23 protein-coding genes are annotated in these 22,003 nt (G+C 72.4%); 15 read left to right on the forward strand and 8 right to left on the reverse strand.

From position 1 onward, the window contains the following. The first annotated feature begins 22 nt into the window (after positions 1 to 22). Entirely contained in the window at positions 23 to 658 is a 636-nt protein-coding gene (locus tag AB0A95_RS06660) for a hypothetical protein (RefSeq protein WP_357554644.1), read from the forward strand. A 21-nt stretch (positions 659 to 679) separates the two neighbouring features. On the opposite strand, the gene AB0A95_RS06665 is transcribed toward AB0A95_RS06660, so the two are convergent. Beyond that, positions 680 to 1,366 carry a hypothetical protein gene (locus tag AB0A95_RS06665; protein WP_357554645.1) on the reverse strand — a complete coding sequence of 229 codons (687 nt, stop codon included), beginning with the start codon at positions 1,364 to 1,366 and terminating at the stop codon, positions 680 to 682. Between the two features lie 328 nt (positions 1,367 to 1,694). On the opposite strand from AB0A95_RS06665, the gene AB0A95_RS06670 reads away from it, so the two are divergent. From AB0A95_RS06670 to AB0A95_RS06685, 4 genes are read left to right on the forward strand one after another with little or no spacing between them, the layout of a single operon-like run. Then, on the forward strand, positions 1,695 to 2,180 hold the full coding sequence (locus AB0A95_RS06670) for a CarD family transcriptional regulator (RefSeq protein ID WP_007073334.1): 486 nt from the start codon (positions 1,695 to 1,697) through the stop codon (positions 2,178 to 2,180). Positions 2,181 to 2,235: 55 nt separating this feature from the next. Further along, the gene (gene ispD, locus AB0A95_RS06675) at positions 2,236 to 2,931 is read left to right on the forward strand and encodes a 2-C-methyl-D-erythritol 4-phosphate cytidylyltransferase (protein ID WP_357554646.1); all 696 of its coding nucleotides are present in this window, start codon (positions 2,236 to 2,238) and stop codon (positions 2,929 to 2,931) included. Positions 2,932 to 2,944: 13 nt separating this feature from the next. Then, positions 2,945 to 3,430, forward strand: a complete 486-nt coding sequence (ispF, locus tag AB0A95_RS06680; RefSeq protein ID WP_357554746.1) for a 2-C-methyl-D-erythritol 2,4-cyclodiphosphate synthase — start codon at positions 2,945 to 2,947, stop codon at positions 3,428 to 3,430. Between the two features lie 10 nt (positions 3,431 to 3,440). Next, positions 3,441 to 4,472, forward strand: coding sequence for a tetratricopeptide repeat protein (locus tag AB0A95_RS06685; RefSeq protein ID WP_357554647.1), 1,032 nt, complete (start codon positions 3,441 to 3,443; stop codon positions 4,470 to 4,472). Between the two features lie 248 nt (positions 4,473 to 4,720). Here AB0A95_RS06685 and AB0A95_RS06690 read toward each other — a convergent pair whose 3' ends face one another. After that, positions 4,721 to 5,887 carry a cupin domain-containing protein gene (locus tag AB0A95_RS06690; RefSeq protein WP_357554648.1) on the reverse strand — a complete coding sequence of 389 codons (1,167 nt, stop codon included), beginning with the start codon at positions 5,885 to 5,887 and terminating at the stop codon, positions 4,721 to 4,723. Positions 5,888 to 5,981: 94 nt separating this feature from the next. Between AB0A95_RS06690 and AB0A95_RS06695 the strand changes: the two genes are divergently transcribed. The 8 genes from AB0A95_RS06695 (at position 5,982) to AB0A95_RS06730 (ending at position 13,751) form a co-directional block, all read left to right on the forward strand. After that, entirely contained in the window at positions 5,982 to 6,851 is an 870-nt protein-coding gene (locus AB0A95_RS06695) for a hypothetical protein (RefSeq protein ID WP_357554649.1), read from the forward strand. Further along, positions 6,848 to 8,044 (forward strand): fumarylacetoacetase, encoded by a 1,197-nt coding sequence (gene fahA, locus AB0A95_RS06700; RefSeq protein WP_357554650.1) that lies wholly within the window; start codon positions 6,848 to 6,850, stop codon positions 8,042 to 8,044. Before AB0A95_RS06695 ends, fahA begins: the two co-directional genes overlap by 4 nt. 223 nt (positions 8,045 to 8,267) lie before the next feature. Next, the gene (locus AB0A95_RS06705; RefSeq protein WP_357554651.1) at positions 8,268 to 8,477 is read left to right on the forward strand and encodes a DUF397 domain-containing protein; all 210 of its coding nucleotides are present in this window, start codon (positions 8,268 to 8,270) and stop codon (positions 8,475 to 8,477) included. A 134-nt stretch (positions 8,478 to 8,611) separates the two neighbouring features. Continuing rightward, the gene (locus AB0A95_RS06710; protein WP_357554652.1) at positions 8,612 to 9,370 is read left to right on the forward strand and encodes a hypothetical protein; all 759 of its coding nucleotides are present in this window, start codon (positions 8,612 to 8,614) and stop codon (positions 9,368 to 9,370) included. A 220-nt stretch (positions 9,371 to 9,590) separates the two neighbouring features. After that, the gene (locus tag AB0A95_RS06715; protein ID WP_357554653.1) at positions 9,591 to 11,357 is read left to right on the forward strand and encodes a helix-turn-helix domain-containing protein; all 1,767 of its coding nucleotides are present in this window, start codon (positions 9,591 to 9,593) and stop codon (positions 11,355 to 11,357) included. Between the two features lie 89 nt (positions 11,358 to 11,446). After that, the gene (locus tag AB0A95_RS06720) at positions 11,447 to 11,926 is read left to right on the forward strand and encodes an SRPBCC family protein (protein ID WP_357554654.1); all 480 of its coding nucleotides are present in this window, start codon (positions 11,447 to 11,449) and stop codon (positions 11,924 to 11,926) included. Positions 11,927 to 12,028: 102 nt separating this feature from the next. Further along, positions 12,029 to 13,285: a PQQ-binding-like beta-propeller repeat protein gene (locus AB0A95_RS06725; RefSeq protein ID WP_357554655.1), complete on the forward strand. Its 1,257-nt coding sequence runs from the start codon at positions 12,029 to 12,031 to the stop codon at positions 13,283 to 13,285. 100 nt (positions 13,286 to 13,385) lie between these two features. Next, the gene (locus AB0A95_RS06730; RefSeq protein WP_357554656.1) at positions 13,386 to 13,751 is read left to right on the forward strand and encodes an LPXTG cell wall anchor domain-containing protein; all 366 of its coding nucleotides are present in this window, start codon (positions 13,386 to 13,388) and stop codon (positions 13,749 to 13,751) included. 74 nt (positions 13,752 to 13,825) lie between these two features. Here AB0A95_RS06730 and AB0A95_RS06735 read toward each other — a convergent pair whose 3' ends face one another. The 6 genes from AB0A95_RS06735 to hppD form a co-directional block, all read right to left on the reverse strand. After that, a complete protein-coding gene (locus AB0A95_RS06735; RefSeq protein ID WP_357554657.1) occupies positions 13,826 to 14,707 on the reverse strand; it encodes a hypothetical protein in 882 nt (293 codons plus the stop codon). A gap of 160 nt (positions 14,708 to 14,867) precedes the next feature. Further along, on the reverse strand, positions 14,868 to 15,422 hold the full coding sequence (locus tag AB0A95_RS06740; RefSeq protein WP_357554658.1) for a hypothetical protein: 555 nt from the start codon (positions 15,420 to 15,422) through the stop codon (positions 14,868 to 14,870). Positions 15,423 to 15,542: 120 nt separating this feature from the next. Next, positions 15,543 to 16,646: a histidinol-phosphate transaminase gene (gene hisC / locus AB0A95_RS06745; protein ID WP_357554659.1), complete on the reverse strand. Its 1,104-nt coding sequence runs from the start codon at positions 16,644 to 16,646 to the stop codon at positions 15,543 to 15,545. After that, positions 16,643 to 17,713, reverse strand: coding sequence for an RDD family protein (locus AB0A95_RS06750; protein ID WP_357554660.1), 1,071 nt, complete (start codon positions 17,711 to 17,713; stop codon positions 16,643 to 16,645). The genes hisC and AB0A95_RS06750 overlap by 4 nt, the downstream gene beginning before the upstream one ends. Positions 17,714 to 17,869: 156 nt before the next feature. Then, on the reverse strand, positions 17,870 to 18,568 hold the full coding sequence (locus AB0A95_RS06755; RefSeq protein ID WP_357554661.1) for an RDD family protein: 699 nt from the start codon (positions 18,566 to 18,568) through the stop codon (positions 17,870 to 17,872). An 11-nt stretch (positions 18,569 to 18,579) separates the two neighbouring features. Then, positions 18,580 to 19,785: a 4-hydroxyphenylpyruvate dioxygenase gene (gene hppD / locus AB0A95_RS06760; RefSeq protein WP_357252721.1), complete on the reverse strand. Its 1,206-nt coding sequence runs from the start codon at positions 19,783 to 19,785 to the stop codon at positions 18,580 to 18,582. A 130-nt stretch (positions 19,786 to 19,915) separates the two neighbouring features. On the opposite strand from hppD, the gene AB0A95_RS06765 reads away from it, so the two are divergent. Together AB0A95_RS06765 and AB0A95_RS06770 are read left to right on the forward strand one after the other, a co-directional pair. Continuing rightward, positions 19,916 to 20,407, forward strand: coding sequence for an Lrp/AsnC family transcriptional regulator (locus tag AB0A95_RS06765; protein WP_357554662.1), 492 nt, complete (start codon positions 19,916 to 19,918; stop codon positions 20,405 to 20,407). 105 nt (positions 20,408 to 20,512) lie between these two features. Continuing rightward, on the forward strand, positions 20,513 to 21,922 hold the full coding sequence (locus AB0A95_RS06770; RefSeq protein WP_357554747.1) for a PQQ-binding-like beta-propeller repeat protein: 1,410 nt from the start codon (positions 20,513 to 20,515) through the stop codon (positions 21,920 to 21,922). Positions 21,923 to 22,003: the final 81 nt, after the last annotated feature.

Raw genomic sequence — 22,003 nt, forward strand, 5'->3', positions numbered from 1 at the left:
CCTGCGGCGGTACGCTGGACGGGTGGATGCGACGGTGGATGAGCGGCTGCGCTCGGCGGTGCTGTTCGGCGCGACGGTGGCCGTCCTGGTCGCCGGTGGCTGGTGGTGGCGCTCCGCCGCGCCCTCCCCGGTGGCCGGGCCGGCTGGTGCGACGGCCACACCCGCCGTGGGGCCCAGCGTCAGCACACCGTTGGATCGCGCCCTGGTCCGGGGTGGTGAGCTGACCGCGCGGGTCGACGGAGAGACGGGGGCGGTCGTCCGGGCGGTGGATGCCCCGCGGGCGGTGATCGACCCGGCCAACGGCAAGATCATCGACATCGAGGGTGATCCGGGCTGGCTCTTCTTCCAGGGTGAGCTGCCCTCGTTCCGCGAGACGATCTGGCGCGAGCGGACGGTGCTCGTGCCGGGGCAGCGCGTCGTCCGGCAGGCGGGCGGCGGTGACTCCCGCTACCTGCTGCAATACCGGTGCACCAGGCCGGGCACCCTGTCGGTGACGGCCTTCGACGGCGAGCTGGCCGGGCCGTCCGAGATCGACTGCGACGGCACGATCACCACCACCGAGGTGCTCTCGCACGGCAGGCCCTTCCGGGTGTTGCTTGCGACGGTCGGGGTGCGCGAGATCGACGTCGAGGCGCAGCTCGTCGGCCTGCCTCGCTAGCGTCATCCGACTCGTGTGGTGTCAGCCGGCGAGGGCGCCCAGGTCACTGCGGTAGGAGTCGACGGGCCCCAGGTCGGGCAGCACCCGGGTCACCACACCGTCGCGGTCGACAAGCAGTGCGGTCAGGGTGCCGGGGCGGACCGGTTGGCCCAGGAACGACCGCAGCCCGCCGGCGGGGTCGGCCAGTGCCCGGATGCCCCTGTCTCCGGGTGGCGGGGGCGCTACCGTCCGCCCGCCGGCCACGGTGATCACCACGATTCCGGCCGGCGCTGCCGCCGCGGCCTCGCCGATCCGCCCGGGACAGGGGCAGCCGTCCACCAGGATGATCATGGCGGGCAGCAGGCCGCGTAGCGGCACGGGCTCCTGGGCGGCGTCGACCAGGTCCAGCGCGGGTAGTGCGCGGCCGGCGACGGTCGCGGGAGGCGCGTACGGGGCCGGGGTCGGGCGGTCGGTGCCTCGGCCGGCGCGCGGCCAGGCGACGGCGAGGAGACCGGCCATGGTGGTGAGCACCGCGACCACCAGCACCAGCAGTGGCAGGGCGAGGCGGCCGGAGCGGTCGCCGGCGGCGCGGCGCAGCTCTCGACGCACCTGGGCGGCCTCGCCGGCGAGCGCCGAGGCGTCGTCGGGGACCACGACGCGACCCCACTCGGGCGGCAGGCCGGGCAGGCCCTCGGTCGGCCCGTGGCCCTCGGCATCCGGCTTGCCCATCGGACCTCCTGCAATGGTCTCGAGAGCGGAGTGCGGCTCGGTCTCCAGGGTCGCGCACCAGGGGCGCCTCCCGCTACACCTGGGCGCATTCCCGCTGGCCGGGATACCATGGGAGGAGCGCATAGCCCTTGATCTCGACGTTCTGTTCACTCGTGCCGGGCAGTCATCCGCACGTTACGGAGCGTGTTTGAACCATCGGTTTGACCGCCTGTCAAGCTGAAGCAAGACCTCTCACAGGGCCCCTGAGCTGCGCCAACGGTCAGGACATCGGTGAGACATCGGTGCCTGAGCGTGTTACCCTAGACACAGCGAAAGGGGTTTCGAACCTATGGTTTTCAGTGTCGGCGAGACCGTTGTTTACCCCCACCACGGGGCCGCACTCATCGAGGCAATCGAGACTCGGGTCATCAAGGGCGAGCCTAAGCAATACCTCGTCCTGAGGGTCGCGCAGGGTGACCTGACGGTCCGGGTGCCGGCCGAGAACGCCGAGATCGTGGGCGTGCGTGAGGTTGTCGGCGAAGAGGGCCTCGGCAAGGTCTTCGACGTTCTGCGGGCTCCGCACACCGAGGAGCCGACCAACTGGTCGCGGCGTTACAAGGCCAACTTGGAAAAGCTGGCCTCCGGCAACCCGCTGAAGGTCGCCGAGGTCGTGCGTGACCTGTGGCGCCGGGAGCGGGAGCGGGGCCTCTCCGCGGGCGAGAAGCGGATGCTTGCCAAGGCCCGCGACATTCTCGTCGGCGAGGTCGCGCTGGCCGAGAAGAGCACCAAGGATGAGGCGGAGACGCTGCTCGACAAGGTCCTGACCGAGGCCTAGTCCGCACAGCATCGTCTTCCCACTACCCAGCGAAGAAACCACCGAGGACCGCGACGTGACCGCGCAGCTCAACCCGCGCGGTGACGTCGCGGTCCTCGTGCCTGCGGCGGGTGCCGGTGTACGCCTCGGCCCCGGCCGACCCAAGGCGCTGCGCCTGCTCGCCGGCGAGCCGCTGTTGGTGCACGCCGTGCGTCGACTGGCCGCCGCACCGTCGGTGCACACGATAGTGGTGGCCGCACCGGTCGCCGAGGTGCGGGCCGTCCGTGAGTTGCTGGCCCCGGTCGCGCCCGTGATCGTCGTGGCGGGCGGTGCGGAACGGCAGGCGTCGGTGGCCGCCGCGCTGGCCGCTGTGCCCGCCGGCCCGACGATCGTCCTGGTGCATGACGCCGCCCGCGCGCTCACCCCACCCGAGCTCGTCGAGTCTGTCGCGGCGGCGGTTCGCGACGGACGGGCCGCGGTGATCCCGGTGCTGCCGGTCGTCGACACGATCAAGGAGGTCGGTGCCGACGAGGTGGTGCTCGGCACCGTCGACCGTTCCGCCCTGCGCGCGGTGCAGACCCCGCAGGGTTTCCGCCGGTCGGTGCTCAGTGCCGCGCACGCCGCGGCCGGTGACCCCCTCACCGACGACGCCGGGCTGGTCGAGAAGCAGGGCGTCGCGGTGACCTGCGTGCCCGGTTCGGAGTACGCGCTGAAAATCACCCGGCCGTTCGACCTGGCGCTGGCCGAGCACCTGCTTGCCGCCTCCGGTTGACGCGTACTCTCTGATCATGATCGTTCCCCGGGTGGCCATCGGCACCGACGTGCACGCGTTCGAGCCGGGCCGGCCCTGCTGGGTCGCGGGTCTGCTCTGGCCCGACCAGGACGGCCTCGCCGGGCACTCGGACGCCGACGTGGTCGCGCACGCCGCCTGCAACGCGCTGCTCTCCGCCGCCGGGCTCGGTGATCTCGGCTCGGCGTTCGGGGTGGGCCAGCCGGAGTGGGCCGGCGCGTCCGGGGTGGCGCTGCTGACCGAGACGGCCCGCCGGCTCCGCGCCAACGGCCTGGAGATCGGCAACGTGTCGGTGCAGGTCGTCGGCAACCGCCCCAAGATCGGCAAGCGTCGTGCGGAGGCGCAGGAGGTGCTGTCCGCCGCCGTCGGTGCTCCGGTCACCCTCTCCGCCGCGACCACCGACGGGCTCGGCTTCACCGGCCGCGAGGAGGGGCTGGCCGGCGTGGCGGTGGCCCTGGTGTACGACGCGCCGGCCGCCTAAGCTCGCCGCGATGTCCAGCGACCCGGCCCCCGACCAGTCCGCCGCCGACGGTTACGTCCAGCGGGCCCAACTTCTCGCCGAACTCGGCCGCCACGACGAGGCGGCCGGGGAGCTGACCTACGGGTTGGCCCTCCAGCCGGACGACGTGGGCGCTCTCACCATGCTGGCCCGGGTGCACCTGGCCGCCGGCCGCCCGGCCGAGGCGCTCACCGCCGCGGACCGGGCCGTGGCTGCCGCACCGGAGTCCCTTGCGCCGCTGGTCGCCAGGGCCATGGCGCTGGCCGACCTGGAGCGGTATTCCGAGTCGGCGGCCACCGCCGACCGGATCCTCGCCCTTGGCCCGGCCGACGCGTACGCCCAGCGGAGCGCGGCGGCGATCCTGGCGGACGCCCGTAACGGCCAACCGGCGTTGAACGCGGCCTGGCGTGGCGTCGAACTGGCTCCGGGGGAGTCGCAGGCGCATCTCGTGCTCAGTCTGGTCGCCGCCCGCCTGGACCTGTTCGACCTGGCCGAGCGGGCCTACCGGGAGGCGCTGCGGCTCGACCCACGTCTCGCCGATGCCGCGCACGACGTGGGTGTCCTGCGGCTGGAGCAGCGCCGTTGGTCGGAGGCGTTGGCGCACGTCTCCGAGGCGGTGACGATCAGCCCGAGCCGGATCGACTCGCCACGGACCCTCGCGTACGGGGTGCACCGCCTGGTGCTCTACGGTGCGGGCTGGTCGCTGGTGGCGGCGGTGTTCGTCGCGTTCGCGGCGTCGGCGAACGACGGGTTCTCCCGCGTCCTGGCGGTCCTCGCCGCGCTCACCGGCGGGATCGTCGTCTGGCAGCTCGCGGCCCGGCTGCCGGGACTGACCCGGACAGTCCTGCCCGCCCTGCTGCACGCGGACCGCGCGGTGGCGCTGGCGATCTACGCCGTGGCCGCCGCCCCGCTGCTGCTGCTGGTCTACGCGGTGGTCGGCTCCCCGTGGCCCCTGGTGCTGGCCATCGTCGCCACAGCGGTGGCCGAGTTCGCCATCTTCACCAGAACCGCAATCCGCCCCTGACCGACGGCACGGCAGCTCGTCCCCGCAAGAGCGCCCTGCCCGCGCCCTGCGTCCCGTACTCCGTACCCCGTCGATCTTGCTCTTCGGCTGCCCATACGCGCGAAAAGTCCCAAGTCAAGGCAAAACTGCAAGATCGCGGGCGGGCGGGCTGGGCTCGTGTCGATCATGGAGTTGTGGTGCCTGTTTTGTAATGTCGCGGGTTCTTTGTCACCCACCACAACTCCATGATCGACCCACCGGGGGGCGGGCTAGCGCTGGCGGGCCCAGGTCCAGGCGTAGGCCTCGTCTTCGCAGGTGTTGGCGGCGTCGCAGAGGTCCAGCGGGCGGAAGGTGTCGACCATGACGGCCAGCTCGTCGAAGTAGTCGGCGCCGATGGAACGCTCGGCGGCACCCGGCTGCGGTCCGTGGGTGAACCCGGACGGGTGCAGCGAGATCGAGCCCTGCTCGATGCCGGAGCCGCGGCGGGCCTCGTAGTTGCCCCCGGTGTAGAAGAGCATCTCGTCGGAGTCGACGTTGTGGTGGTTGTACGGCACCGGGATCGAGTCCGGGTGGTAGTCGACCTTGCGGGGCACGAACGAGCAGATGACGAAGTTGGGGCCCTGGAAGGTCTGGTGCACCGGCGGGGGCTGGTGGATGCGGCCGGTGATCGGCTCGAAGTCGTGGATGGAGAAGGCCCACGGGTAGAGGTGCCCGTCCCAGCCGACCACGTCGAACGGGTGGTTGGCGTAGACGTAGCGGGTCCAGCCGCGCCGGTGCCGGACCAGCACCTCGACCTCCTCGCCGTCGACGAGCAGCGGGGCGTCGGGGCCGCGGACGTCGCGCTCGCAGTAGGGCGAGTGCTCCAGGAACTGGCCGCGGACGGAGAGGTAGCGCTTGGGCGGGCCGATGTGCCCGGAGGCCTCGACGGCGAGCAGCCGGACCGGCTCGTCGCCGGTGGGCACCAGCCGGTGGATGGTCGAGGTGGGGATGACGACGTAGTCGCCGGCGACCGCGTCCAGCGCCCCGAACGGGGACTCGACCCGCAGCGTGCCCGACTCGACGTAGAGGCAGTGGTCGCCGGTGGCGTCGCGGAACAGCGGCGACGGCCGGTCGGCGAGCACGTACCCGATTCGGACGTCGTCGTTGGCGAGCAGGTACTGCCGGCCGAGGATCGGGTCCGCGCCGCCGGTGTCCAGCTTGTGGGTGCGCAGGTGGCGGGGCTTGAGCGGCAGGTTCGGTGCCCGGGTGAACGCGGGCGGGGCGAACTCCTCGGCGGCCAGGATCGCGGTGGGCGCGTGCCGGTGGTAGAGCAGGGACGAGTCGGAGGAGAAGCCCTCCTGGCCCATCAGCTCCTCGGCGTAGAGACTGCCGTCGGGCTGACGGAACTGGGTGTGGCGTTTGCGCGGCACCTCGCCGACGCTGCGGTAATACGGCATTTCGCCTCCCGATTTGTCCCGTCCACCGGCCAGATGTGTCCGATAATCGGACGTTGTTGTCCGTTCCTCGTAGCGTCCCGTACATTCTTGTTCCGTGTCAACGCAGGTGCCAGTACTCCTCGATGGCCTGGTGGACGACGCTGCCGTCTTCCCTCCGGGCAGCGCCGCGCTGCCCGACGCCCTGGCGGCCCACCGGCAGCACCGCGCCGCCTGGTACGCGGACCTGGTCGGCCCCCTGCTGATCCCCGCCTCGACGGTCACGGCGGGCCAGCTGAGTGCTCTGGTCGACCCGGGCGAGGGCCTGGTGATCGGGCTGATCGGTGACACCGGCATCGGGAACCTGCCCCTCGCGCTCTCGTGCCTGGCACCGGACGGTGTGACAGCGCGTCAGGTCGAGGTGGCGGTCGCCAAGCGCGGTGAGGACCCGCTGCCCGGCGTCGCCGAGCTGCTGCGGCTGATCGACGCCATGCCGGGCGTGGAGGCCGTGTACGCCGAGCTTCCGTTGACCTTCGGGCTGATGGGCGCGCTGGACGCGCTCACCGCCGCCCGCGCGGACGGCGTGCCGATCGCGGCCAAGTTCCGCACCGGCGGGCTGGCCGCCGAGCTGTTCCCCACCCCGACCGAGCTGGCCACGGTGATCTGCGCCTGCCGGGACCGGGACCTGCCGTTCAAGCTCACCGCCGGGCTGCACCAGGCCGTCCGGCACCTCGACCCGGAGACCGGGTTCACCCACCACGGGTACGCCAACGTGCTGGCCGCGACGCTCGCCGCCGCCGACGGCGTGGGCGTCAGCCGGGTCGCCGAGCTACTGACCGCACTCGACCCGCGCCCCCTGCTGGAACGCGCCACCGCACGGCTGCACGAACCCCGCCCACTCTGGGTCGGCTTCGGCTCGTGCAGCATCCTGGAACCACTTACCGATCTGATCCGGCTGGGGCTGGTGAACGGGGGCTACGACGCATGACCTGGGTGACCGGCGTTGACGGTTCGCCGTACGGGGTGACGAACCTGCCGTACGGGGTCTTCCGGCGCGACGGGGGCGGGCCGCGGATCGGCGTACGGATCGGGTCGTGGGTGTTCGACCTGGCCGCAGCGGAGGCCGCGGAGCTGGTGCTGGCCGCCGGTGCGTTGTGCCGGCCCACCCTCAACGAGTTCATGGCGTTGGGCCGTCCGCAGTGGGTCGCGGTGCGGCAGCGGATCACCGAGCTGTTGACCGACCCGACGCACCGGGCCGACGTGGAGCCGATGCTGGTGCCCCTCGACGACGTGGAGCTGTTGCTCCCGATCGAGGTGGCCGACTACGTCGACTTCTACTCCTCCGAGCACCACGCGTCGAACGTCGGGCAGATCTTCCGCCCCGGTCAGCCGGCGCTGCTGCCCAACTGGAAGCACCTGCCGATCGGCTACCACGGGCGGGCCGGCACCGTCGTCGTCTCGGGCACGCCGGTGACCCGGCCGATCGGCCAGCGGGCCGCCGCCGAGGGTCCGGTCACCGGCCCATCGGTACGCCTCGACATCGAGGCCGAGGTCGGCTTCGTGGTGGGCGTACCAAGCGAGTTGGGCGACCGGGTGTCCGTCGACGACTTCGCCGACCACGTCTTCGGGGTGGTGCTTGTCAACGACTGGTCCGCTCGGGACATCCAGGCCTGGGAGTACCAGCCGCTCGGCCCGTTCCTCGGCAAGTCGTTCGCCACCTCGGTCTCGGCCTGGGTCACGCCGCTGGACGCGCTCGGCGACGCCTTCGTGCCAGCCCCCGACCAGGACCCGCCGGTGGTCGACTACCTGCGCGACGTGCCGCACCTGGGTCTGGACCTCCGGCTGGCGGTCGAGTGGAACGGCGCACTGGTCAGCGAGCCGCCGTTCGCCACCATGTACTGGACGCCCGCCCAACAGTTGGCCCACCTCACCGTCAACGGCGCGGCGCTGCGCACCGGCGACCTGTACGCCTCCGGCACCGTGTCCGGCCCGGACCGGTCACAGGTCGGCTCGTTCCTGGAGCTGACCTGGGGTGGGGCCGAGCCGGCCCTGGTGGGCGACGAGAGCCGCACCTTCCTCGCCGACGGCGACACGGTGACCATCACCGCCACCGCTCCCGGCCCGGACGGCACCACGATCGCCCTGGGCGAGGTCACCGGCACGATCCGTCCGGCCCGCTGAGTCCGACCCGTTCCGTCCGGCCCGCTGAGCAGGCTCGCTCCGTCCGGCCTGACCGGACTCGTTCCGTCCGTCTCGTGCATGGGACCCGTGGTCGCACCGGCTGTGCGACCGCCGGCCCTGGTTGACCCGTTGATCGTCCGGATACGTCGCCTCGCCGCACGGTCCGGGCCACCCTCCTGGTCGCCAGCGGCGGTGGGGCCCATCGCACACGGAGGTAACGACGATGCACGATCTCGCGGGCGCGGTCTGGCGTACCAGCAGCCGCTCCAACGACCAGGGGCTCTGCGTGGAAGTGGCAGACAACCTTGTCGATGTCCATGGTCTGGTCGCCATCCGCGACTCCAAGGACCAGACCGGCCCCACACTCGCGGTCAGCCCGCCCGGGTGGACGGCCTTCATCGGCGCGATTCGAGTCGGTCGTTTCGAACGCTGACCGGCGCTTCGGCACCGGTCGGCGACGACCGGTGCCGAACCCGTCGTCCAGGGCCTGTCCCCGCTGGTCGTCCGGGACTGTCCCAGGCGGCGGATCGCTTGCCGAGACCAGTTCGTACAGCTGGTCTTGAGGACATGAGAACCCAATCGGTTGTGGGCGGCATTCGCCCCAACACACGTAACGCAATCCTCGGAATCATCTCCCTGCTCGCCGCGCTCAGCGTGATCCTCGCCCTGGTGACCGGCTCGGGTGACAACGCCAACGCCGCCAAGAACCGCGTGCAGGTCATCCAGCCCGCAGCCGAAGGCGCCAGTGGCACGTCGGCCCGGAGCAACGACGGCACCGCCGAACGGGCCAGTGGCGAACGATCCAGCAGCGACCTGACCGAGGGCGACGAGGTCACCGCCGACCGGGCCGCCGCCGGCGGCAGCGCGCTGGCCGAGGGCAGCGACGCCGCCGCCGACTCCGACGCCGCCGAGGACAGTGGCGAACTGGCCCAGGGCAACGGGGTCACCGCCGATCGGGCCGCCGCCGGCGCGAAGAAGGCCAGGCCGTGCGAGGGGCACGGATACAAGCGGTACAACCCGCGCCGCACGTTCCAGTGGGACAAGACGTCGCCCTGGTACTGGGCGATGCGCAACTCGAAGCCGGGCGACGAGTACGTGCAGTTCCGTTCGGCGGGCGGCGAGTACGTCTACAAGCAGCTGACGAACTGCAGCATCGTCCGCGGTTGGATGGCCGGGGCCAGTTCCTACCGCACCGACCAGTGCGGTGACATGCGATCGTGTAAGGACACGGCCTGGCAGACCATCAGGGAGAAGGGCAGCTGCCCACGGGTCTACAACAAGATCCGCGCGTACGACCCCACGCACCACAAGTGCTTCACCTTCTAGTCGGCGCACCGCCGGGGGCTTCGCTCAGGTGACCCGCATCGGCTCTCCGACCTGATCATCAGCCGTACCGACTTGAAACGATCCCACCGCCCGGCCATGCTCAATCGGCCGGGCGGTGGGTCGTCCACTGTCAACAGGGCACGGCCAGCATCGAGCGGAGTCGGCGCACGAATGCGCCAGCAGGCGTGTCGGCTGCCTGAGCGCGGGGGAGGAACGGTCGATGGCGAACGAGCAGTCCACCGCCGGTGGGGCGCCTGACCCACAGGCCGCCGGCTCGGCGGCCGAGTTCGTGGCCCAACTGCGGGCGCTCCGCCAGTGGTCCGGGCTGACGATTCGGCAGGTTACGAGGAAGGCGCAGGAGGCCGGCGACGTGCTGCCGCACAGCACGCTGAACACGGCGTTGGGCCGCGCGACCCTGCCGAGGGAGGAGCTTGTCGCGGCCTTCGTCCGAGCCTGCGGCGGCGATCAGGGCACGGTGGACCGCTGGATCACGGTGCGCAAGGGACTCGCGGCGGCCGCTGCCGGTCAGCCCGAGCCGGTCGCCACCGTCGTCGCCGCCGTGGGGACGGCCGGTGCCAGCTCGATCGCCGACGAGCTGAGGGTCCGCCCGCCGTGGGGGCTGCTCGACGAGGTACCGCCCCTACCGGCCGAACTGTCGCAGGTGACCGACTGGGAACGCGGCGGCGTGCAGCCCCGGCCGGAGACGACGACCCCCGACGAGCCGGACAGCAGCGAGACGGTGTCCAGCGGATCGGCTGTCGCCGGGTCGACGAGCGACGAGCCAGCCGCCGTCGCCGACAAGCCGCACCGGTACGCGGCCGAGCCGGATTCGCCCGCCCCGCGCGAACCCGCGGCGTCGCCCCGGGAGCCCGAGCCTGCTGCCGCGCGGTCCGAGCCGGCCGCAACGCGGTCCGAGCCGGCTGCCGCGCGGTCCGACCTGCCCGCCGCGCGGTCCGACCTCGCTGCCGCGCCGTCCGGGCCGGCTGCAACCTGGTCCGAGCCGGCTGCCGCGCCGTCCGAGCCGGCCACTGGCGAATCCGTCCTGACCGCGGATCGGCCGTCGCGTGTCCACGCGTACTCCGACGGGCCGTTGGCCACGGCCGTGCGGAACCGGCGCGACGGCGCCTGGGCGGGGCTGCACCGCAGGCGAGCCGCGGAGGCCGACGGGGTGGCTGTCGCACCGCTGCGGCTGCGCGACTTCGTGCCGCCGCTGGCTTTTCGGACCGGCTGGTCGACGCGTGTGCTTCTCGGCGCGATGGTTGTCCTGCTGGTCCTGGTAGCCGTCGGCGTGGCGGTCCGGGCGCTCCGCGATGCCAACCGGGGTGACGGTCCGAAAGGTGTGCAGGCGGGGCCGACCGCCGGCCAGGACGACGGGGGACAACTGCTGTCGGACGATCGCGGCGGGAAGACAGCCAGCCCGAGCGCTCCGTCGATCATCGTCGTGCCCGCGCCCACGACCAGGACGCCGAGGTCACCCAAGGCGTCGCCGACGAAGCCGGCAGCCGCCGCGCTGCCCGCCGCCGGGACGTACCGCATGATGCCGGCGGCCACCGACGGTGGGTCGAACTGCGTGGGCGTGGGTCCGGAACCCGGGAACGACCGGCCGGAGGTGGCCGTGATCGTGTCGTGTGCCGAGGCCGAGCCCGCCGCCAGCGAGCTGCGGAAGGTGGCGGCGAACACGTACCAGATCTATTGGCCGCGCCCGTCCGGCGGCGGCGGATGCCTACAGGTCGACCCCGGCCCGAACGGCGAGCCATCGACCGCCCACGGGCAGTTGCTGGCACCGCGCGGCTACTGCGACCGTCCGGATCAGCGGTTCGTCCTCGAACCGGTTCAGACGAACGCGGGCCAGGGGTACCGGCTGCACGCCGCGACCGCGCCGAAGATGTGCATCGGCCCGCTCGACGGTGGCCGAGCGGCCGGCACCGCCGTCGCTCAGATGTCCTGTTTCAACGACAACGTGCAGGTGTTTCTCTTCAAGCCGTAGCGCCCGCCGGTCCGCACCTGTGGAAAATCCGTTCCGGGGCCACGGTTGGCGCTTACTCCGCGTACCGTCGGGGACACGGGAGGGCTGGCATGTCGACGGTGGCGGTTACCAGGTTCGTCGAGGCGGACGCTGTCGATGTCTGGTGTCTGCTGACCGACCTGCCCGGCCGCGCGGTCCGGCTGACCGCCGCCGGCCCGATCGAGGTGCTCACCCCGGGGCCGTTCGGGCCGGGCACCGCCTGGCGTGAGGAGCGCGCCCAGCCCGACGGCAGCACTCTCACCGAGGAGTTCCTGGTGGTGGAGTCGCTGGCCCCACACCGACTGGTGCTGTGCTCCTCCGGTGCCGGCGTGGATTACCGGATCACCTGGAGTTTGCGACAGGTCCGGCGTCGCCGTCGAGGTCGTACGGCGGTCACCGTCACCCACGAGGCCGTGCCGACCGCTCCGTACGGCCGGGTGGTGGCGCTGTTGCTCGGCCACCTCGCCGCGCGGGCGGTCGAGGTGGCACTTCGGCGTGACCTCGCCGACCTGGCCGTCGCGGCGGGCGCCGGCTCCGTCGAAGCCGCCTGAGCGCGGCCGGTCACGCTCCGCCCGCGCCTGCGCACGTCGTCACCGTGACCTGCGCGGGGTCCGGCCGGTTCCGCTGGGTAGGGTGCCGGGCGGAGGTGCGGCATGGGGATCCCGAGGGGCCGACGACGGCTCGCGATGGCGGTTGCGGCGCTGCTCGCGACAGTGGCCGTCGTGGTCATCGGTCACCGGGTGCTCGCGCCGGCCGAGGTGAGCACCGTGGCCCGAGCCGACTATCCGCCCGTGGCGCGACCGGCCGCCGGCGTGGTCGGTCGACTGCCGGTCGCCCCGTTGATCGTGGACGGCAGACTGCGGGTGTACGCCGCGCACCGCCAGGTCTACGCCGACCGGCCGGTCGACGGGCGGTACCGGACCACTCCGTACTGGTCGTACCGGCGCTGGCCGGCGGAGCTGACCGGGGTGGTGGCCAGCGGCAGCACTGTGGTCAGCCGTTGGTCCGACGGTCGACTTGTCGCGCTCGACGCGCCGACCGGTCGGGTGCTCTGGAAAGCCGACGGCCCGGAGCCCGTGAAGAGCACGGCGGTGGTACGGCGTACCGGTGCGGCAACCGTCTGGGACCCGCGCGGGCTGCACCTCACCGACCTTCCGGACGGTCGCACTGTGGTGGTGGTCAGCGGAGACGCCGAGGCGCGGGGTGTCGAGGTGCGCGACGGCCGTCAGCTGTGGCGGGTCGACCTGCCCGGCGGTTGCCGCAGTGACGTCGGCACCACCGCCTCCGGCCAGCTGATCGGCCTGGACCGGTGCGCCGGGCCGGCGACTGTCGAGTTTCGGGACGCGGCGACGGGTGCGGTACGCGAACGGTGGCGACCGCCGGGTGGGGCGGACGAGTTGGTGGTGACTCCGCTCGGTTGTCGTACCGGCCGGTCGGACTGTGTGGCCCTGCGCACCGCCGGACCGGGTGACGCGGCCGGCCGGGGATGGCTGCTGGGCACCGGCGAGCCGGTCGCCGCCCCCGCGCTCGATCCGGCCGGGGCCGCGGTGGCGGGTGAACGGGCAGTCGTGGTGCTCGACGGGGTGGCGGTGGGTCGTTCGGCGCGTACGGGTGCGGAGCTGTGGCGGTCGGCCGCTCTCGGTGCGGTGCGGGTCCTGGCCGCGCAGCCGGGCCGGGTGCACCTGCTGACCGAGACCAACGACCTGGTGACGCTGGACCCGGCGACCGGTGGGCAACTGTCCCGGTTTTCGCTCAACGTCGGGCGGGACGGGACGGGTTGGGCACCTGGGGCGGTGGGGGTCGAGGGCGGCTTCGTCGCTGTGGAACGGCTCCGCAGGCCCGTGGACCCCGACGGGGACGACAAGCGTTACTACCTGACGTCGGAAGCGGTGATCCTGGCCGCCACCTGATCGTGGCGTCTTCGACGCCGAGGAGCCGAACCGTCCATACCTTTTGTCGGTAAAGGATATGTTTTTCGCGGTTCAGGTTTCCTCGGGAAGGGGTCGGCGCATGGGCAGGACTTCAGCCAACTACCTCGTGGGTGGCGCACTGGCCGCCGTGAGCCTCGCGCTGGCGGTCCCGCCGGTGCTGGACGCGGATCCCGCCTCGGCGCGCGGGTCCGTTGGCGTCCGGGCCGCGCCGTCGGCGGATACCGGCGTCACCTTCGAGATCCTGCCGGCGTCGCCGACGCCGACGCAACCCGCACCGCCCACGCCCACACCGACGCAACCCACGCCGGCACCACCCCAGCCCACGCCCAGCCACGGTGAACTGCCGGTCACCGGTTCCGGCGGGTCGACGTTGCTGCTCATCGGGCTGGGCGTGCTCCTGCTGATCGTCGGTGGGCTCGCCGCCCGTCGCTGGCGGCGCGTGTGACGTACGCCGGCCGTCGGCGGTTGGCGCGAGCCCGCCGCCGGCGGCCGATGCGTTGCGCGGCCGCCGGCGTGGCGTCAGTGTCCGGCGGAGACTCGCTCCCGTGGCGTGCCGGTGGGGGTCCGGGTGGACCGCCGGGACCGGCGGGCCAGCATCGCGAGGCCGGCGATGAGCAGGAGGCCCGCGACGGCCGCCGCCACGGTCCAGCCGGACGTCATCCGGGAGATGACGCTGCCGCGCTTGCCGACCTGACCCGCGTCGGGAAACTCGATCTGCGCGGTGATGCTGCGCTTGACCATCCCGCTCTCCAGGTTCACCTCGATCTTCCAGGGCCCGTTCGGCAGCTCGGCCGGTAGCCGGGCGATGACCTGCCCGGAGCCACCCGGCGGCAGCGTGACGCCCTGCCCGACGTCGAATGGGCCGGCTCGGCTGCCGGCCGGCCCGTCGCTGAGGGCGACCGAACCGGTCAGGTCGATGGCCCGACCGCCGGTGTTGGTCACCTGGGCGGTCACCGAGGGCACGCCCTCGGTGCTGCGGGCCGGTCGAAGCTCACCGATCGAGAAGTCGGAGACCGGCTCGCCCCCGGGCCCGATGTCGAGATACATCCGGACGCCGACCCTGTGGATCTGGGTGACCTCCCCGTCGGAGCGGGGTGCCGAGGTGGCGGACGCCCAGAGCACCCCGTACCGCTCGCCGCGGGATGCGGGCCGCGGCACCACGATGGTGGCCAGGACCCGGGCCTCGCCCCACGGATCCACCTTCACGACGGACTTGTCGAGGGTGATCCACGAGGTCAGCTCGTTTGTCGCGCGGCCCTCGCCGAACCTGAACTCGGACCCTTCCACGGTGGCCGCCGCCGGATAGACGTCGATGCGGCGAGCCTCGTCGGTGCGATTGCTGATCAGCAGTTGCCGCTTGATGGTGGTGCCCGGCGGGAGGTGATCGACGATGTACCGCAACGCCCTGGGGTCGTCGCGCCGGTTGGTGGGTGCCTCCAGCAGCCGGATCCCGAGGCGGTCGTCGGCGTCCGGCTCGACCGCGCCGGCCCGGGTCGACAGACCCGGACCGGCGAGGCAGAGCAGCGCCAGCGCGACCGCGACGGTCGACCGGCCGTGGCGGCTAGGCCACCGAATGCGTCACCGTCCCGGTGTAGACGCCCGCGATGCTGTCCAGCGGCACGTTGACGATCAGGGTCGGGTTCCAGGTCGCCGTGTTACCGCCGGTGCCACCGGCGTGGGTGAACGCCGTGAGCGGGGTGACGCTGTCCAGCGGGAACGCGTCGCCGGCCGTGGCCTGGCCCGGCGTGAAGGTGCCGGTGCCGGTGGTCGCGGTGGCGGGGCCCGACCAGTAGTCGATCTCCCCCGGGAGAACCGTCTCGGCAGGGGTGCCGCCGCCGGTCTGGAAGACGGAGGCCGTCACCGTGGCCACCCAGGAGGCGTCCGCCGCACCCCGGGAGTCGGTGACCGTGACCGGGCCGAGCTGACCGGTGATGGTGCTGCCGGGCGCACCGCTGCCCAGGTCGGCGGTGGCCGGCGCGTCGATGTCGAGGGTGCCCGCCGCCACCTCGAAGGTGACGGTGGTGGTGTCGGTCGGCGCGGCGGCGGCCGGTGCGGCGAGGAAGCCCACCATCGCGGCGGCGGCCGCTCCGGCGAGACAGATCTTGGCAGTACGCACTGTTTGTTACCCCGTTCTCGAAGTGAGCCGGCGTGATTCCTCGACACGGCCGGCTACTTCGGAAGATAGGGCAGTTAGTGGGGCGGAAGTGGACAAACAGAACTTATGGCCCAATCCGGGTCAGGTTAGCGCGGACTCCGCCGCACTCAGGAACGCGTCGTTCTCGGCGGGGGTGCCGATGGTGACCCGCACGCCGTCCCCGGCGAAGGGTCGCACGATCACCCCGCGCGCCTCACACGCCTTGCCGAACGCCACGGCCCGCTCGCCCAGCGGCAGCCAGACGAAGTTGGCCTGGCTCGCCGGCACCTCGGGCACGAACTTGCGCAGCGCCTCGGTGACCCGGTCCCGCTCGGCGACGACAAGGGCGCAGCGACGCTCCATCTCCGTCGCCTGTGCCAGCGCGGCGATCGCCCCGGCCTGGGCCGCGGTGCTGCTGGAGAACGGGGTCGCCACCTTGCGGATGGCGGCAGCCACCACCGGCTGGGCGACCAGCCAGCCCATCCGCAGCCCGGCGAGCCCCCACGCCTTGGACAGCGTGCGCAGCACGGCGACGTTGGGCCGGTCCAGGTAGTCGAGCCCGTCCGGCACCTCGGCGTCGGTGACGAACTCCCGGTACGCCTCGTCGATCACCACAAGCACGTCGTCCGGCACCGCGTCGAGGAACCGGTCCAGGTCGGCCCGGCGTACCGCGGTGCCGGTGGGGTTGTTCGGGTTGCAGACGAAGATCACCCGGGTCCGGTCGGTCACCGCCGCGGCTATCGCCGCCAGGTCGTGCCCGTGCCCGGCGTCGTTGGGCAGCCGCACGCTTGTCGCGCCGCTGGTCGCCACGATGATCGGGTACGCCTCGAAGGACCGCCACGAGTAGAGCACCTCGTCGCCGGGCAGGCAGGTGGCCCGCACCAGGTGCTCGGCGAGCGCCACCGACCCGCAGCCGGTGGCGATGCGGTCGGCGTCCACCCCGTACCGCTGGGCCAGCGCGTCCCGCAGCGCGATCACGCCCATGTCCGGGTAGCGGTGCGAGGTGCTGATCGCCTCGGTGACCGCCTCGACCACGCCGGGCAGCGGCCCGTACGGAACCTCGTTGCTGGCCAGCTTGATGGCCTCCGGCAGGCCCAACTCCCGAGCCAGGTCGACGGGACTGCGTCCCGGCACGTAGCTGGGCAGCGCGTCCAGGTCGGCGCGGGTCAGCCGCAGCGCCGGTTGGTGACGTCCGGAGTCGGTCATGGGGTGTCTCCCGGGGGGTGGTCGCGGTCGTTCGAGGGGGTGGGTCCGGTGTGGTGGGGAACCTCGACGACCACCGTCTGCGCGCGCTTGTCGTGCCATGCCTGGCGCAGCGGCTGGTCGAAGAGCGGAGAGAGGGCGTCGACAAGTTGCAGCACCAGGCCGATCCCGGCGCAGTACCAGAGCAGAGTCGGCAGACCCAGCAGGCTCCACCGGCCCAGTGCCCGGCCCATGCCCAGCGGCTGGTCGGCGGCGATCGGCACCGCCCGGATCCGCATCACCCGTTTGCCGAGGGTCTGCCCGCCAGCGGCCATGGCGGGCACCTCGTACGCCAGCCAGAGCGCGGTGGCGACCAGCAGGATCACCGCCAGGAGCGAATTGGCCTGCTGGCCGGGCAACGGCAGGCCCTCGGCGGAGGTGTCGCCCCGCGCCGCCCGCCGGAAGATCTCCTGCCAGTACGGGGCCCACTCCTGCGCCCAGCGCCAGACGAACCAGCCGTTCGCCACGATGTTCAGTGCGAAGAGGAGGCCGAAGTCGATGAGCCGAGCAACGAGCCGGCGGCCGTAACCGGCCAGCCGGAGGCCATGCGGTCGTGGCTCGGGCTGTCGCATCGCCCAGCCCGGGTGACCGGGCGGAGGCGCCCAACCCGGTTGGCCGGGTTGGGGCGCCCAACCAGGCTGCCCGGGCGCTGGTGCCGAGCCCGGGTGGCCGGGCAGTGGTGCCGAGCCTGGATGGCCACCCGGAGGCGCCCAGCCCGGCGGACCACCCTGCGGACCCCAGGCCGGAGGGCCGGCCGATGGCCCCCAGCCCGGGCCCTGCCCCGGCGGGCCGTACCCCGGCGGTGGGCCCTGCTGCGGCGGCCCGCCGGGCGCGACGGTCCCCGGGCCCGAGGCACCCGCCGCGGCGGGCGCGGCCGAGGTGACCGGCGCGGGCGGCGGCTCGACCGGCGGAGGACCGTCCGGCGGGGTGGCGTCGGCGGGGATGGGCGCACCGAGCCAACCCTCGCCGTCCCAGTAACGCTGGGTCTCCCTGTCGGCCGGGTCGACATACCAGCCAGGCTGAACGCTCACGCCGCCGCTCCGCTTCGCTGCGCGACGGCGCGAGGCGCCACGCTACTGTGCCTGCTGGTTCGCTCGCTGCGCTCGCTCACGCCGCCGCTCCGCTTCGCTGCGCGACGGCGCGAGGCGCCACGCTACTGTGCCTGCTGGTTCGCTCGCTGCGCTCGCTCACGTGGACACCTTAACGACGACCGTTTCGGCGAACTTGTCATGGAGGCACTGCTGCCACGGCTTGTCCCAGAGTTGCCACAGGCCGTCGACGTAGGTGCCACCCGGGACCAACGAGCCACCCAGGAACTGCACGAGCCAACGCCGGCCGGCCATCCGCCGGTCCAGTGTGCGGGTCGGGTCGATCGGCACCACGCGCAGCTTCAACGCCTTCTTGCCGAACGTCTGACCGTCGCGCTTGAGATATTCCACGTGGTAGAGCCAGTAGAGCCCGAGCGTCACGACGAAGAACCCGAGCTGAAGCAGAATCATCGGCAGGAAGAACTCGACGAAGAAGGTCGCCATGTCGGGCTCCACGAGCGTGCCGTCCGGGTTGGTCCGGGTCATCTCGGTGATCATCCGCCACCACAGGATGAGAAAGAACGGCAGAAACAGCACCAGCGACACGGCACTGGCCAACGCCGCGTCGATCAGCCAGGCGAGCAGCCGATCGCCGAAGCTCGCCAGCGGTTGACCACCCGGGCTCAGTGTCGGCGGCAGCGGGCCGGCAGGCCACGGTGGCGGGGCGTACCCGGGTGGGGCGTACTGCGGCGGCGCCGCGTACCCCTGGGGGTGTGGTCCGGGCGGCGGCGCGAAGCCGCCGGCGGCGGGCTGAGGCCCACCGGCCGGCGGCGTCGGGTACGACGGAGGCTGCGTCACGCTCGCAAGTGTTACAGGTTGCCGCGCGCTTCCTGCTCCCGCTCGATCGCCTGGAAGAGCGCCTTGAAGTTGCCCTTGCCGAAGCCCAGCGAGCCGTGCCGCTCGATCAGCTCGAAGAACACGGTCGGACGGTCCTGCACCGGCTTGGTGAAGATCTGGAGCAGGTAGCCGTCCTCGTCCCGGTCGACGAGGATCTTGCGGGCCTTCAGCTCCTCGATCGGCACCCGCACCTTGCCGATGCGGGCACGCAGCTCCGGGTCCTCGTAGTACGAGTCGGGGGTGTCCAGGAACTCCACCCCGGCGGCCCGCATCGCGTCGACGCTGGCCAGGATGTCGTTGGTGGCGACGGCGATGTGCTGCGCACCGGGGCCCTGGTAGAACTCCAGGTACTCGTCGATCTGGGACTTCTTGCGGGCGATCGCCGGCTCGTTGAGCGGGAACTTCACCTTCCGGGTGCCGTTCGCCACGACCTTGCTCATCAGCGCCGAGTAGTCGGTGGCGATGTCGTCGCCGACGAACTCCGCCATGTTGGAGAAGCCCATCACCCGCTTGTAGAACTCGACCCACTCGTCCATCCGGCCCAGCTCCACGTTGCCGACCACGTGGTCGACGGCCTGGAAGAAACGCTTCGGCTGGATGCCGGCGGCGATCATCGGCTGCCGGTCCACGATCGGGCCGCGGGCGGCGAAGCCGGGCAGGAACGGGCCGGTGTAGCGGGACCTGTCGACGAGGGTGTGCCGGGTGTCGCCGTACGCGGCGATGGCGGCCATCCGGACCGTGCCGTGCTCGTCGGTCACCTCGTGCGGCTCGACGACGCTGGCGGCGCCCTGCGCGATGGCGTGCGCGTACGCGGCGTCGACGTCCGGAACCTCCAACGCGATGTCGCTGATGCCGTCGCTGTGCTTCGCCACGTGCTCGGCGCCGTCGGCGTCCGGGCGCACCGCGCCGGTCAGCACGAACCGGGCCGAGCCGCTGGTCAGCACGTACTGGGCGTGGTCGCGGTAGCCCTGCTCGGGGCCGCGGTACGCCACGCAGGTCATGCCGAACGCGGTGGAGTAGTAGTGCGCGGCCTGCTTGGCGTTGCCGACCAGGAAGTGCACGTGGTCGAGGCCCCGGACCGGGAACGGGTCGTGGCTGATGTCGTGGTCGACAGCGCCGACGAGCCGGTCGACGTCGACGTCCTCGGTCGACTGGGGTCGGTCGATCGCCTGGGTCATGATGGCCTCCCTCGCGTACCGGCCGGCCTCGTGGGCCGGTTGTTGACCGAAGGATCGCGGTGCGGGCGTCGGCTGGGCAACTGTCCGGGGAAATGCTGGTCAGGTTGCGCATTCGGTATGGTCAACAGTCATGAATGGTGAGCAGAATGTACAGCTCGACGCACTCGACGTGCGCTTGATCGAACTGCTCGCCGACGAGCCGCGGATCGGGGTGCTGGAGTGCTCGCGTCGGCTCGGGGTGGCCCGGGGCACCGTGCAGGCCCGGCTGGACAAGCTGATCGACAGGGGCGTCATCGGTGGCTTCGGCCCGGAGATCGCGCCGGCCGCGATCGGGTTCGGGGTGACCAGCTTCGTCACCCTGGAGATCAGCCAGCGGCACGGCCACGACCCGGTCACCGCCCACCTCGCGGCGATCCCCGAGGTGCTGGAGGCGCACACCATCACCGGCTCCAGCGACCTGCTCTGCCGGATCGTGGCCCGCTCCAACACCGACCTCCAGCGGGTCATCGACCAGATCGTCTCCTCCGCCGGCATCACCCGGGCGTCGACGATCATCGCCTTGGCCGAGCAGATCCCGTACCGGACGCTTCCCCTCGTGCGCAGCGCCATACGGACGCTGTAACACCTTGCGCCGCAGAAAGCGCGGCGACACGGCGGCGCGGGCGCACGGAAGATCCGTGATCGTGGCTACGGTGTGCGGGTGGCGAAGGGGCGGGTGCGCGGCGGGCTGCTGCTCGGCCTCGCCGTGGTCGTCGCCCTCGCCGCGACCGGCGTGTGGAATCCCTTCCCCGGCCTGTGGGACTGGGTGGACCGCAGCGAGCCCATCTCCGAACCCGACGTGGTCTGGCAGCAACGGATCGGCGGCACCCCCCGCAGCGTGACAATCGCCGGCGACGCCGTCGTGGTCGAGCAGCGCACCCGGGTGGAGGCGCGCAGCCTGGCCACCGGCGCGCAGCTCTGGGAGCGCAAGGCCGACTGGGCGGCGGTCGCCGGCGGTGACCGGGACCCGGTCGTCGCCGTGGGCAAGCTCCTGGTCAAGGGGTACGAGCTGCTCGACCCGGCCACCGGGGCGACCCGGCGACGCGACGACGACGCGGTGGCCGTGTGGACCTACCGCAACCTGCTCCTCGACGCCCGCTGCACCGATGCCACCGACTGCACCCTGAGCGCCTGGGACCCGCGCGGCACCGCGCCGATCTGGACGGCCTTCCTGCCTGGGGTGCACAGCGGCCTGCTCGCCGACAACCCGGGCCTGCGCGGCACCCGCCGGCTCACCGCCACCCGGATCGACGACGGGGTGGCCGGCGCGGAACCCGCGCCACCGCTGCTGGGCTTCCCGGTGGACGGCCGGGTGCACGTGGTGGACACCGCCACCGGCCGGGTGTTGCAAAATGTCGAACCCGGCCGGGACGAGCGGCTGTCCGTGGTGGGCGGTCGGATGCTGCGGATCGCCGCCCGATCCCAGGACGGCGCCTGCTACTTCGCCATCTCGGCCCGGGACCCGGCGACCGGGCAGGAGGCCTGGCAGCGGGCCGGGATCAACCTACGGACCGCCGACAGCGCCGGCTGCGTGCAGCGCGAGGACCCGCAGGGTGCGCGAAACGTGTTGATCGGTGTCGGCCCGGACGGCCGCGAGGCGGTCATCGACGGGTACGACGGCCGGCTGCTCTGGGTCGGCGAATCGGGCACCAAGTTGATCGCGGTCGACGACCGTTACGCGGTGTTCCGGGCAGCCGACAAGCGTTCGGTGGTCGCCCGTCAGCTCGGCACCGACCGGGTGCTGTGGACGCGGCCGGCCAGTGGCAAGGCCGGTGCCGCGCTGACCCCGTACGCGGCGGTCGTCGCGGACGAGAAGCCGTCCCGGTTGGTCGCTGTGGACCCGCGTACCGGCCGGGAGTTGGCCGTCCTGCGCACCTCGGCGAACGCCCTCGCGGTCGGCTCGCAGGGCATGATCATTGGCGAGGGGCGCGAGATCGGATATGTCCGCTTCGGCGCTGCCGGAGGCTCGCCCGCCCGCCCGCCCGGCAACGGTGGGAATCCCGGGCCGGGCGGCACCGGCCCCGGTGGGCAGAACAACGGCGACTGCGGGCCGAAGGGCGAGCTGTGCCCCGACCCGGACGGCGGCAAGGACGGCTGAGGGGCCTGGTCGCCGGGTGGGTGAGCGGGCGGAGGGTCCGTGAGATGAGAGCGGCGTCCCAGGACCCGCCCGGCGGGTGGG

The sequence above is a fragment of the Micromonospora sp. NPDC049230 genome (assembly GCF_040647875.1).
Classification (GTDB): Bacteria; Actinomycetota; Actinomycetes; order Mycobacteriales; family Micromonosporaceae; genus Micromonospora.